Source organism: Microbulbifer taiwanensis (genome assembly GCF_014904815.1).
Taxonomy (GTDB): domain Bacteria; phylum Pseudomonadota; class Gammaproteobacteria; order Pseudomonadales; family Cellvibrionaceae; genus Microbulbifer; species Microbulbifer taiwanensis.
Genome location: NZ_JACZFR010000063.1, coordinates 13743 through 26369, shown reverse-complemented (window position 1 = coordinate 26369; position 12627 = coordinate 13743). Strand labels below are relative to the sequence as shown.

The following is a 12627-nucleotide window of genomic DNA, read 5'->3' as shown; positions in this document are numbered from 1 at the left end:
AGGAGCAGCGATGGTCAGGTGACCGCGGGAGTTGCGGTCACCGGCCACTTACCGCTGATTACTCATCACTGCCACTGACGGTGCGGACTTCGATCAGGATGCCGAAGGCCGGGTGGTCGATATAGTGCAGCTCGCCGCTGCGCATGCGGCGCTCGGCCTGCAGGGGGACAAGGTGCTGGGCGTATACGGCTTGCTGAGGCTGCGCTGCGAAGGCGCTCGCCGCGGCGGCCTGGAAATCACCGGCTTCACTGGCCAGGTCCAGGGGCTCTTCGGTGGTCGCGACAGGGCGCCGGGGCAGCGGGATACCGCTGTCGGCACCGGCCGCAGCGAATTCGCTCAGCCACAGGTTGGTGCTCAGGTGCAGGTAACGGGATACGCTCAGGGTGACACTGCCACCGAGCCGACTCTGATCCCCGGCGCGGTCACCGCCGGAAATCAGGATAGCCGGGGAGTTGCGCTTCTGCTGCAGCACCTGGCGCCAGGCCTTGTGGAACAGCACCCGGTCGCCTCCGCGGGTCAGTGCTGCGGCCTTGTTGTCCAGCCGGGTAGCGGCGGGGGACAGGAACAGGGAGCCGCCCCTGGCGGTATCGAAATCGACCCAGCGGCTCGGGTACTGCAGGCGCGGCGCCGTCGGCCAGGTCTCACGGGACTGCTCCATGCCCTGGGGGCGCTCGAAGACGATCATCTCGATTTCGAAGGTGGTGCCGGCGTAGTTGGCCGCCTGGGCGCTTGCTGCCGCTATAGCCAGCAGCAGGGCGGAGCCGAGTTGAATGATTCTGGTCATGAAAATACCGCTGTAGTCATTATGTCGTGTGTACCCGTAGGGTGCGCCGCGCGCACCATTGAGGCTGGATGGTGCGCACGGTGCACCCTACGATGGTCCCGAGTCCCGAACCTCCAGTCGCGAAATAATATCACTGCGCCAGCCGCTCCAACACTCCGGCCACCTGTTGCAGGCGCTGGTCCGGCCCTTCCTCGTCCAGGCTGAAGTTCAGCTGGTTGGCACCCTGCAGCTGGTAGCGGCCGGGCTCTGTCTGCACCATCTTAACCAGAGTCAGCGGATCCACCCGGGCATTGTCCGCAAATTCGATACGTCCCCGGGCGGCCGAGGCCTCCAGCTTGCGGATACCCATGGCGTCGGCCTGGAGTTTGATCTCGGTGGTGCGGAACAGGTGTTTGACCGGTTCCGGCAGCAGGCCGAAGCGGTCGATCATCTCGACCTGCAGCTCCTTCAGTGCCTGGCTGTCGGCGGCGTTGGCGATGCGCTTGTACATCATCAGCCGGCCGTGCACGTCCGGCAGGTAGTCCTCCGGGATCAGCGCCGGCACCCGCAGGTTCACATCCACCGCGGGGGATTCCAGCGGCTCGTCGATATTGGGAGTCCTGCCCTCGCGGATGGCTTTCACCGCGTGGTCGAGCATCTCCATATAGAGGGTGAAGCCGACACTCTGGATCTGGCCGCTCTGCTCCTCGCCCAGCAGTTCACCGGCGCCGCGGATCTCCAGGTCGTGGGTGGCCAGGGTGAAGCCGGCGCCCAGGTCCTGGGCTTCGCTGATGGCTTCCAGGCGCTTGACGGCGTCGCCGGTCATGGCGCGCTTGTTCGGTGTCAGCAGGTAGGCGTAGGCCTGGTGGTGGGAGCGACCGACACGGCCGCGCAGCTGGTGCAGCTGGGCCAGGCCGAACTTGTCCGCGCGCTCGATCAGGATGGTATTGGCCGTGGGCACGTCGATGCCGGTCTCGATAATGGTAGTGCAGACCAGGACGTTGAAGCGCTTGTGGTAGAAGTCGCTCATCACCTGTTCCAGCTCGCGCTCGCGCATCTGCCCGTGACCTATGCCGACACGTGCCTCGGGCACCAGCTCCTGCAGCTCGCGGGCGATGCGCTCGATGCTCTTGACCTCGTTGTGCAGGAAGTACACCTGGCCGCCACGCAGTATCTCCCGCAACACCGCCTCCTTGATCAGCGCCTCGTCGCGCTCGCGCACGAAGGTCTTCACCGACAGCCGTCGCGCCGGCGGCGTGGCGATCACCGACAGGTCGCGGATCCCGGCCATGGCCATATTCAGGGTGCGTGGAATCGGCGTCGCGGTCATGGCGAGGATATCCACTTCGGCGCGCAGGCTCTTCAATCGCTCCTTCTGGCGCACGCCGAAGCGGTGCTCCTCGTCGATGATCAGCAGGCCCAGGTTCTTGAAGTCCAGGTCGCTCTGCAGCAGCTTGTGGGTGCCGACCAGGATATCCACCGCACCGCTCGCCACCTTGTCCTTGACGCTGTCTACCTCTTTCCCCGAGCGGAAGCGCGAGATCACCTCGACGTTTACCGGCCAGTCGGCGAAGCGGTCCTGGAAGGATTGAAAGTGCTGCTGGGCCAGCAGGGTGGTGGGCACCAGCATGGCCACCTGCTTGCCGGCATGGGCGGCGACGAAGGCCGCACGCATCGCCACTTCGGTTTTTCCGAAACCTACATCGCCGCAGACCAAACGATCCATCGGTTTTTTCGACAGCATATCGGCGACCACCGCCTCAATGGCCTGCTGCTGGTCCGGCGTCTCCTCGAAGGGAAAGCCGGCGGTGAACTCGCGGTAGGCCAGGCCGGGGTCGGCGAAGGCGTGACCGACGCGGGCCTCACGGCGGGCGTAGATATCCAGCAGTTCCGCGGCGGCGTCGCGCACCTTTTCCGCCGCCTTGCGCTTGGCTTTCTGCCACTGCTCGCTGCCGAGCCGGTGTTGCGGCGCCAGCGCCTCGTCGGCGCCAGAGTAGCGGCTGATCAGGTGCAGGCTGGCCACCGGTACATACAGCTTGGCCTCGTCAGCGTACTCCAGGGTCAGGAATTCCGCTGGCTGGCCGTCGATCTCCAGGCTCTGCAGGCCGCGGTAGCGGCCGACGCCGTGGTCGATGTGGACCACCGGCGCGCCCGGGCGCAGTTCCGCCAGGTTCTTCACCGCGTTGTCGGCGTCGTCCTTGGCCTTCTTGCGCCGCCGCTGCTGTAGCACCCGCTCGCCGAACAGCTGCGGCTCGGCGATCAGCTCGACGGCGGGCTCCGCCAGTTTCAGCCCCTGGTCCAGTGGGGAAACGGTGATGCCGATCGACTCGTCGCTGTCGAGAAAGGCGCTCCAGCAGTCGAACTGCACCGGTTGCAGGCGAATGCCGCCCAGCAGTTCCAGCAGCGCCTCGCGGCGGCCACCGCTCTCGGCGCAGAAGAGCACTCTGCCGGAGTGCTCCATCAGGTAGCTCTCCAGTGCCGCCAGTGGTTGCTCGGATTTTCCGTCCACCGGCAGGCTGGGCGGAATCTCGCTGGCGAAGTTGTAGTTGCCCTGGGCGTCCGGCAACGTCTCAGCCGAGAAGATCGCCCGCGGCATCGCCTTCAGGGCCCCGTTGAACTCGGCGATGTCCAGCAGTATCTGCCGTGGCTGCAGGACCGGGCGGGTCAGGTCTCCACAGCGGCTCTCATACCGGTTGCCGACTTCGCGCCAGAAGTTATCCAGCGGCTGCTGCAGCTCCCCCTGTACAAAGGCCTGGCTGCCCTCCGGCAGGTAGTCGAACAGGCTGGCACAGTTGCCGCCAAAGAACAGCGGCAGGTAGTACTCGATACCGGCCGGGGCTATGCCGGCGCTGATATCCTGGTAGATGGGCACCAGGCTGGGGTCGCAGTCGAACTGCTCGTGCCAGTTCTGCAGGAATTCCGCCAGCGCCGCCTTGTGCAGCGGAAACTCCCGCGCTGGCAGCAGGTGAATGCTTTCGACCCTGTCGACGGTGCGCTGGTTCTCCGGATCGAAGGTGCGCAGGGACTCTATCTCGTCATCGAACAGGTCGATGCGGTAGGGCAGGCGGCTGCCCATCGGGTAAATGTCCATCAGCGAGCCGCGCACCGCGAATTCGCCGTGCTCGTAGACGGTGTCTACGCAGTGGTAGCCGGCCTGTTCCAGCAGACGGCGCTGGACATTGGTGTCGAACTGCTGTCCCTCGCGCAATATCAGCGCATTGCCGGCCACATAGTCCCGCGGCGGCAAGCGGTGCATCAGGGTGCTGACCGGCACTATGACAATACCACTGCCCATGTGTGGCAGCCGGTAGAGGGTGGCCAGGCGATCGGAGATGATGTCCTGGTGCGGCGAAAAGGTGTCGTAGGGCAGTATCTCCCAATCGGGGAAGTGGAAGATTTCCAGTTCCCCGCCGACGGCGGCATCTCTCCCGCGTTTGTTAAAAAATTTCAGCTGCACCTCGAGGCGGTGCGCCTCCAGGCTGTCGCGGGCGATCAGCAGGCTGGGGGCATTCCTGTCGCGCGCCGCGTTGAGAATTGCCAGTGCGGCCGCCGCGCCGTGCAGCTGGCCCCAGAACTGTCGGTCACTGGGGGAGCGAAAGGGGGGCGGGGAGAGGGGGTGTAAATCGGTCATCTTTCCTTATATATCCGCACTTTCAGTCGGGGCTGGGTCAGGGGGACGCTATTGTAGCGGTGAACGACCGTCGGTGCAGTGACTGTGGATTTCTGGCTGCCTGGTGCTCCCCTCTATAGAGGCGAGCGGGAAAAGATTGGGATTGGGTGAGTCGGTAGTTTAACTACAGAATTTTGCCGCTTTTTTGCCCGGTTGCGCCACTGGGGTGTAATGCATATATTCCGCAGCCACGCGCCCCCGGGGCTTCCCCGCGGAGCCGTGATATTCCTGCCTATCAAACACATTGCAGAGGTGTCTGACTGTGACTCAGAAGCGACCGAAGCCCGCGGACTTTTTCAAGGACTGGAAGGAGCGCGAAGCGCTGGCCGAATCCATGATCCCGATGATTGGCAAGCTCAACCGTGAGCGCAACGTCGGTGTCTATATGTATGGCCGCAACCTGGTGAACCGCTCAGTGCTGAGCATTATGAAGGCGCACCGCTTTGTGCGGCAGGTGGAGGAGAACGAACTTTCAGAATTCGAATCCTTCCCGGTGCTGGAAGCTATCTGCAAGCTGGAACTGGGCCCCGTGCACATCGATCTGGGCACCCTGACCAACAAATACATGCGCGATGACCGCGGCCTGTCCGTGGACCAGTTCGTCAAGGAAGAGCTGGCGGATGCGGAAGGTGCCGGTACCCCGCTGCCGGAACCCAAAGATGTTGTCATCTACGGCTTCGGCCGCATCGGTCGCCTGGTGGCGCGCCTGCTGATCGACAAGGCCGGCAGTGGCGACGTGCTGCGCCTGCGTGCCATTGTGCTGCGCAAGGGCAAGGCCGATAACGACCTGGTCAAGCGCGCTTCGCTGCTACGTCGCGACTCGGTACATGGCGCCTTCAAGGGCACCATCCGCGTCGACGAGGAGACCAATACCCTGATCTGCAACGGCAATGAGATCAAGGTGATCTACGCCAATTCCCCGCAGGAAGTGGATTACACGGCGCACGGCATCCACGATGCCATCGTTGTCGACAGCACCGGCGTATGGCGCGACGAGGATGGCCTGAGCCAGCACCTGGAGAGCAAGGGCGCTTCCAAGGTACTGCTGACCGCGCCGGGCAAGGGGGATATCAAGAATATCGTCTACGGCATCAACAACGGCGACATCACCGAGCAGGACAAGATACTGTCCGCGGCCTCCTGTACCACCAACGCGATTGTGCCGGTGCTGAAGGCGATGATGGACAAGTACGGCGTTGAGCACGGTCACGTTGAAACGGTGCACGCCTACACCAACGACCAGAACCTGATCGACAACTACCACAAGGGTGAGCGTCGCGGCCGCGCCGCCGCGCTGAACATGGTGTTGACCGAGACAGGCGCCGCCAAGGCGGTGGCCAAGGCGCTGCCTGAGTTGAAGGGCAAGCTGACCGGCAACGCCATCCGCGTACCGACCCCGAATGTCTCCATGGCGATCCTGAACCTGAACCTGGGTCAGGAGACCACCAAGGACGAGCTGAACGAGTATATGCGCGATGTGGCGCTGCACTCACCGCTGCGCCAGCAGATCGACTACACAAACTCCCCGGAAGTGGTGTCCAGCGACTTCGTCGGCTCCCGCCGCGCCTGTGTCTTCGACTCCATCGCCACCATCGTCGATGGCAAGAACGCAGTGCTCTACTGCTGGTATGACAACGAGTTCGGCTACAGCTGCCAGGTGGTGCGCTGCCTGGAGGATATGGCCGGCGTCAGGTACAAGCTGTTCCCGCTGCAGGACTGATCTTGAATGCGGAATGAGGAATGCGGAATGAGGACAAATTTGTAGGGAACAAATCTGGACGCCGCAGGCGCCCGAAGGGTAAGGGCCATGGATGGCCCGAGTCAATACGCGGCCCGGCCCCTCAGTGTAGGGCGGTTCTCTGCCCGCGATCCGGCTTTCGGCGCCATCGAAAGCTGGACCGCGGGCACAGCCTTGACGCTGCGCTGGCGCCTGGTCGCGTATTCCGCATTCACCATTCCGCATTCTCCCCTCCCTATCTCCCTGTTTTTGCAGCAAAAATTTCCTCCCCCGGGCCCAATTCGGCCGCTTGTGCACTGGTAAACCCCCTGGCCCATCTTTATAATGCGCGCGATTTTGCTAGGCCGCCGTGCGCCGAGAAGTTCTCTCCACACCCGATTCCGGGGTTAAGCGGCATAAGTCCTCGCAGCGCGAGAATTCCTCAATCTGGCTTCGCAATCCGGGCGCGGGTCCCTGCGTCTGAGTTTCGAGGCCATTTTGCATACTTTTTAAACTAGAAACTTAGGCATAGGCGTATGAGAAAGATCCGTCGGGGATTGGATTTACCCATATCCGGCGCGCCCGAGCAGGTCATCCACGATGGCCCTGCACTCAAGACCGTCGCTGTGCTCGGCCCCGATTACCACGGGATGAAGCCGACCATGGCGGTGGCAGAGGGGGATAGCGTCAAACTCGGACAGCTGCTGTTTACCGATAAGAAAACCGAAGGCGTGCGCTATACCGCACCCGCTGCGGGTCGCGTTGTCGCGATCAACCGCGGTGCCCGCCGTGTGCTGCAGTCCGTGGTCATCGAGATCGACGGCGACGAGGCGGAGCAGTTCGCCAGCTACAGCGCCGACCAGCTGGCCAACCTGACCCGCGAGCAGGTGATCGAGAACCTGGTCGAGTCCGGTCTCTGGGCCGCGCTGCGCACCCGTCCCTTCAGCAAGGTGCCGGCCCTGGACGCCGAGCCTGCAGCCATCTTTATCAACGCAATGGACACCAACCCGCTGGCGGCGGACCCGGTGCTGGTGATCGCCGAGCAGCGTGACGCCTTCGCCCAGGGTGTGGAAATCCTGTCCAAACTGGCGGATGTCACCTACGTCTGCACCGCGCCGGACGCCGATGTGCCGGTGCCGAGCGCCGGCAACATTCGCCGCGAGGCCTTTGCCGGCCCGCACCCTGCGGGTCTCTCCGGTACCCATGTGCACTTCCTGAGCCCGGTCAAGCCCGGTCGCAGCGTGTTCACCATCAACTACCAGGACGTGATCGCCGTCGGCAAGCTGTTCACTACCGGCCAGCTGTTCACCGATCGCGTTGTCGCCCTGGGCGGCCCGCGCGTCAGCAAGCCGCGCCTGCTGCGCACTCGCCTGGGCGCCAGCCTGGACGAGCTGACTGCCGGCGAGATAGAGGGCAATGACAACCGCGTGGTGTCCGGTTCTGTCTTCGGCGGCCGCACTGCAGCCGGCCCGCTGGGCTACCTGGGTCGCTACCACAACCAGGTGAGCGTGCTGGAAGAGGGCCGCGAGCGCCCCCTGCTGCACTACCTGCGCGCGGGCAACAAGCGTTTCTCTATACTGCCGATCTACCTGTCGCGCCTGTTCAAGCACCGCCTGTTCCCCTTCACCACCAGCACCAACGGTTCCGAGCGCGCACTGATGCCGATCGGTACCTACGAGCGCGTGGTGCCGATGGACCTGCTGCCGACCCAGCTGCTGCGCGCGCTGATCGTCGGCGACACCGCCACCGCCCAGCAGTTGGGAATTATGGAGCTGGACGAAGAAGACCTGGCGCTGTGCACCTTCGTGTGCCCGGGCAAGTACGAATACGGCCCCATTTTGCGGGACAACCTCACCCGTATTGAGAAGGAGGGTTAAGGATGTTGCGCAAATTCCTCGATTCCATTGAGCCGCACTTCCACAAGGGCGGCAAATACGAAAAGTTCTACGCGCTCTACGAGGCGGTAGACACCGGCCTTTTCCAGCCCGCGGACACCACCAAGGGCACGGCGCATGTACGCGACGGCATTGACCTGAAGCGCATCATGATCAGCGTCTGGGCCTGTGCCATGATCCCGATGTTCTACGGTATGTGGAACGTCGGCTTCCAGGCCAACACCATCATCGAAGGCATGACCAATCCGGAACTGGCCGGCTGGCGCCACGCCATCATCGGCGCCCTGTCCGGCTACAATCCCGGCAGCCTGTGGGACAACCTTGTCCACGGTGCCATGTACTTCCTGCCCATCTACTTCGTCACCTTTGTGGTCGGCGGTATCTGGGAAGTGCTGTTTGCGGCAATTCGCGGCCACGAGGTCAACGAGGGCTTCTTCGTGACTTCCATCCTGTTCGCGCTGGCCTGTCCTCCGGACTTGCCGCTGTGGATGGTGGCCATGGGTATCAGCTTCGGCGTGGTGGTCGGCAAGGAAGTCTTCGGTGGTACCGGCAAGAACTTCCTCAACCCGGCACTCACCGGCCGCGCCTTCCTGTTCTTCGCCTATCCGGCCAGCATGTCCGGCGACGCGGTATGGACCGCGGTCGACGGTTATACCGGCGCAACCGCGCTGTCCGTTATGGCCAGCGACGGTATCCAGAACGGCGCCGTGGGCGTGCCCGGCGGCCAGCTGACCTGGATGGACGCTTTCCTCGGCAGCATGCACGGCTCCATCGGCGAGACTTCGACGCTCGCGATACTGATCGCCGGCGCCATCCTGTTGTTTATGAAGATTGCCAGCTGGCGCATCGTCGCCGGCACCCTGCTGGGCATGATGGCCACTGCATTCATGTTCAACATGATCGGTTCCGACACCAACCCGATGTTCAACGTGCCCTGGTACTGGCACCTGGTGGTTGGCGGCTTCGCCTTCGGCCTGATCTTCATGACCACCGACCCGGTATCCGCTGCCATGACCGACACAGGCCGCTGGTGGTACGGCATCCTGATCGGCGTCATGTGTGTATTGATTCGCGTGGTGAACCCGGCCTTCCCGGAAGGCATGATGCTGGCGATTCTGTTCGCCAACCTGTTCGCACCGCTGTTTGACCACTTTGTGGTGCAGTCCCATATCAAACGGAGGTTGGCACGTGGCTAATAAAGATTCCGTAAAGGGCACGCTGCTGGTTGCCCTGGTGATGTGTCTCGTCTGCTCGGTGGTAGTTTCCACCGCGGCGGTGATGCTAAAGCCGGCTCAGGAGGCCAATGCCGAGCTGGATATGAAGCGCAACGTGCTGATGGCCGGCGGCCTGATCAGCGATACCAAGGCCAGCGCAGCTGAAGTTGAGCAGGCTTTCAAAAGCGTAACTATCAAATACGTGGACCTGCGCACCGGTAAGTTTACCGATGAGGCTCCCGCGGGTGGCAGCGGCCGCGCCGCGTCCAAGATTCCGTCCGCCAGCGAAAAGCTGGAGCCGGAGCAGGACAAGGCCAAAATCATCCGCCGGGAAAACACCAAGGAGGTGTACCTGGTGGAGAAAGACGGCGAACTGCAGAAGATAGTTCTGCCGGTGCGCGGCTACGGCCTCTGGGGTCAGCTGTACGGCTTCCTCGCCCTGCAGAGCGACCTCAAGACCGTTGGCGGTCTCGGCTTCTACGAGCACAAGGAAACCCCCGGACTGGGCGGTGAAGTGGACAATCCCAACTGGAAAGCCCAGTGGGTTGGCAAGGTCGTCTACGACCAGGACGGTCAGGTGGACATCGACGTGATCAAGGGCAGCGTCGACCCGAACAGCCCCAATGCCGCACATCAGGTGGACGGTCTGTCCGGTGCCACCCTGACCAGTAACGGCGTCGATAACCTGGTCAACTTCTGGCTGGGCAGTGAGGGCTACGGTCCCTTCCTGGAAAACCTGAAAGCAGGGGAGGCGTAATCATGAAAGTAAAAGATACTCTGCTCGAGCCGGTCTTTAACAACAACCCGATCGCGCTGCAGATTCTCGGTATCTGCTCCGCCCTGGCGGTAACCAGCTCGCTGCAGGTCACCCTGGTTATGTGTATCGCACTGACTACGGTTGTGGCCTGTTCCAACGTGGCGGTATCCCTGATCCGCAACCAGATCCCGAACAGCATCCGCATCATCGTACAGATGACCGTGATCGCGTCGCTGGTAATCCTGGTGGACCAGGTGATCAAGGCGGTGGCCTACGACATCTCCAAGCAGCTGTCGGTATTCGTCGGCCTGATCATTACCAACTGTATCGTGATGGGCCGCGCGGAAGCCTTCGCCATGAAGAACCCGCCGCTGCCGAGTTTCTTCGATGGTATCGGCAACGGTCTCGGTTACAGCGTGATCCTGATCGGCCTCGCCGTTATCCGTGAACTCTTCGGTGCCGGCAAGCTGTTCGGCGTCGAACTGCTGCAGACCGTCAACAACGGTGGTTGGTACGTGCCCAACGGCATGCTGCTGCTGCCGCCCAGCGCCTTCTTCCTGATCGGCCTGTTTATCTGGGCCATCCGCAGCTGGAAGCCGGCGCAGGTGGAAGAGGACGAGTTCAAGATTGCGCCCAACTCTAAAGCTGTAGCGGCGCAAGCGCAGGAGGCCTGATCGTGGAACATTTTATTTCGTTGATTATTCGCGCCGTTTTCGTTGAAAACATGGCGCTGGCCTTCTTCCTCGGCATGTGTACCTTCCTGGCCGTGTCGAAGAAGATCGAGGCGGCTCTCGGCCTGGGTGTGGCGGTGATCGTGGTACTGACGCTGACAGTGCCGGTCAACAACCTGATCTACACCTACCTGCTGAAAGACGGCGCCCTGGCCTGGGCCGGTTACCCGGACGTGGACCTGAGCTTCCTGGGTCTGTTGTCCTATATCGGCGTTATCGCCGCGCTGGTGCAGATCCTGGAGATGTTCCTGGATAAATACGTGCCGGCGCTCTACAACGCACTGGGTGTCTTCCTGCCGCTGATCACCGTGAACTGCGCCATCATGGGTGCCTCTCTGTTCATGGTGGAGCGCGAGTACAACTTCGGTGAGAGTGTTGCCTACGGCTTCGGCGCCGGTCTCGGCTGGGCACTGGCGATTGTCGCCCTGGCAGGTATTCGCGAGCGCCTGAAGTACAGCGACGTACCGAATGGCCTCAAGGGCCTGGGCATCACCTTTGTTACCGTTGGCCTGATGTCCCTGGGCTTTATGTCCTTCGGCGGCATCGATATTTAAGCGGGGGAGCACAATAGAATGAATATTGAAATCATCCTCGGCGTAGCCATGTTTACCGTCATAGTGCTGGCGCTGGTGGCGGTGATCCTCGTCGCCCGCTCGCGCCTGGTAAACACCGGCAACGTCAACATACTGGTCAACGGTGAGAAAACCCTGACCGTCCCCGCCGGCGGCAAGCTGCTGCAGACCCTGGCGGGCAACAACCTGTTCCTAGCCTCCGCCTGTGGTGGCGGCGGCAGCTGCGCCCAGTGCGTGTGCGTGGTCAATTCCGGTGGCGGCGACATGCTGCCGACCGAGGCCGCCCACTTCACCCCGCGCGATGCGAAGGAGGGCAAGCGCCTCTCCTGCCAGGTGGCGGTCAAGCAGGACATGGAAATCGAGGTGCCCGAAGAGGTGTTCGGTGTGAAGCAGTGGGAGTGCACTGTGGAATCCAACCCCAACGTGGCCACCTTCATTAAAGAGCTGACCCTGAAACTGCCGGAAGGTGAGAACGTCGACTTCCGCGCTGGCGGTTACGTACAGCTGGAAGCGCCGCCCCACCACGTGAAATTCTCCGATTTTGAAGTCGAGAAAGAGTACCGCGGCGACTGGGAGCACTTCGGCTTCTTCAACCTGGAATCCAAGGTGACCGAGCCGGTGGTGCGTGCCTATTCCATGGCCAACTACCCGGAAGAGAAGGGCGTTGTGAAGTTCAACATCCGTATCGCCACTCCGCCGCCGCGCACCGAAGGTGTGCCGCCGGGCCAGATGTCTTCCTATGTTTTCAGCCTCAAGCCGGGCGACAAGATCAAGGTGTACGGTCCCTTCGGTGAGTTCTTCGCCAAGGAAACCGACAACGAGATGGTGTTTATCGGCGGCGGTGCCGGTATGGCGCCGATGCGCTCGCACATCTTCGACCAGCTGAAGCGCCTGCACTCCAAGCGCAAGATCAGCTTCTGGTACGGCGCCCGCTCCCTGCGCGAGATGTTCTACGAGGATGACTACAACGGTCTGCAGGCAGAGTTCGACAACTTTCAGTGGCATGTGGCCCTGTCCGACCCGCAGCCGGAGGACAACTGGACCGGTTACACCGGCTTTATCCACAATGTGGTCTACGAGAACTACCTCAGGGACCACCCGGCGCCGGAAGACTGCGAGTACTACATGTGCGGACCGCCCATGATGAACGCTGCTGTTATCAATATGCTCAAGGATCTGGGCGTAGAGGATGACAACATCCTGCTGGATGACTTCGGTGGATAATCGGGGAGCTTAAATTGCCAAAAGCAATTCGAGTGCCGACAATAACAAAAACAGGGCCCGTAATACCGGCCCTGTTTTTGCTTT

The 12627-nt window shown here is 62.2% G+C and carries 9 protein-coding genes; 7 read left to right on the top strand and 2 right to left on the bottom strand.

Annotation, left to right across the window (positions count from 1 at the left end; all coding sequences use genetic code 11):
• Positions 1-58 precede the first annotated feature (58 nt).
• Together IG627_RS19020 and mfd are read right to left on the bottom strand one after the other, a co-directional pair.
• A complete protein-coding gene (locus tag IG627_RS19020) occupies positions 59-784 on the bottom strand; it encodes a CsiV family protein (RefSeq protein WP_193194615.1) in 726 nt (241 codons plus the stop codon).
• Positions 785-914: 130 nt separating this feature from the next.
• Complete coding sequence (gene mfd / locus IG627_RS19015; RefSeq protein WP_193194612.1) at positions 915-4394, bottom strand: transcription-repair coupling factor; 3480 nt, start codon at positions 4392-4394, stop codon at positions 915-917.
• Positions 4395-4689: 295 nt separating this feature from the next.
• Here mfd and IG627_RS19010 point away from each other — a divergent pair, with 295 nt between their 5' ends.
• From IG627_RS19010 to nqrF, 7 genes are all read left to right on the top strand, one after another.
• Entirely contained in the window at positions 4690-6153 is a 1464-nt protein-coding gene (locus tag IG627_RS19010; protein ID WP_193194650.1) for a glyceraldehyde-3-phosphate dehydrogenase, read from the top strand.
• Between the two features lie 533 nt (positions 6154-6686).
• Positions 6687-8027 carry a Na(+)-translocating NADH-quinone reductase subunit A gene (locus IG627_RS19005; protein WP_193194610.1) on the top strand — a complete coding sequence of 447 codons (1341 nt, stop codon included), beginning with the start codon at positions 6687-6689 and terminating at the stop codon, positions 8025-8027.
• 2 nt (positions 8028-8029) lie between these two features.
• A complete protein-coding gene (locus tag IG627_RS19000; protein ID WP_193194608.1) occupies positions 8030-9241 on the top strand; it encodes an NADH:ubiquinone reductase (Na(+)-transporting) subunit B in 1212 nt (403 codons plus the stop codon).
• Complete coding sequence (locus IG627_RS18995; protein ID WP_193194606.1) at positions 9234-10016, top strand: Na(+)-translocating NADH-quinone reductase subunit C; 783 nt, start codon at positions 9234-9236, stop codon at positions 10014-10016. The genes IG627_RS19000 and IG627_RS18995 overlap by 8 nt, the downstream gene beginning before the upstream one ends.
• Positions 10017-10018: 2 nt before the next feature.
• On the top strand, positions 10019-10690 hold the full coding sequence (locus tag IG627_RS18990; RefSeq protein WP_193194604.1) for an NADH:ubiquinone reductase (Na(+)-transporting) subunit D: 672 nt from the start codon (positions 10019-10021) through the stop codon (positions 10688-10690).
• Between the two features lie 2 nt (positions 10691-10692).
• Positions 10693-11301, top strand: a complete 609-nt coding sequence (gene nqrE, locus IG627_RS18985) for an NADH:ubiquinone reductase (Na(+)-transporting) subunit E (RefSeq protein WP_319024614.1) — start codon at positions 10693-10695, stop codon at positions 11299-11301.
• Positions 11302-11319: 18 nt separating this feature from the next.
• Entirely contained in the window at positions 11320-12543 is a 1224-nt protein-coding gene (gene nqrF / locus IG627_RS18980) for an NADH:ubiquinone reductase (Na(+)-transporting) subunit F (RefSeq protein WP_193194602.1), read from the top strand.
• Positions 12544-12627 lie beyond the last annotated feature (84 nt).

What these genes read in the sequence shown, in the direction of transcription:
- IG627_RS19020 (WP_193194615.1), bottom strand. Translation starts at nt 784, where the DNA reads ATGACCAGAATCATTCAACTCGGCTCCGCCCTGCTGCTGGCTATAGCG.
- mfd (WP_193194612.1), bottom strand. Translation starts at nt 4,394, where the DNA reads ATGACCGATTTACACCCCCTCTCCCCGCCCCCCTTTCGCTCCCCCAGT.
- IG627_RS19005 (WP_193194610.1), top strand. Translation starts at nt 6,687, where the DNA reads ATGAGAAAGATCCGTCGGGGATTGGATTTACCCATATCCGGCGCGCCC.
- IG627_RS19000 (WP_193194608.1), top strand. Translation starts at nt 8,030, where the DNA reads ATGTTGCGCAAATTCCTCGATTCCATTGAGCCGCACTTCCACAAGGGC.
- IG627_RS18990 (WP_193194604.1), top strand. Translation starts at nt 10,019, where the DNA reads ATGAAAGTAAAAGATACTCTGCTCGAGCCGGTCTTTAACAACAACCCG.
- nqrF (WP_193194602.1), top strand. Translation starts at nt 11,320, where the DNA reads ATGAATATTGAAATCATCCTCGGCGTAGCCATGTTTACCGTCATAGTG.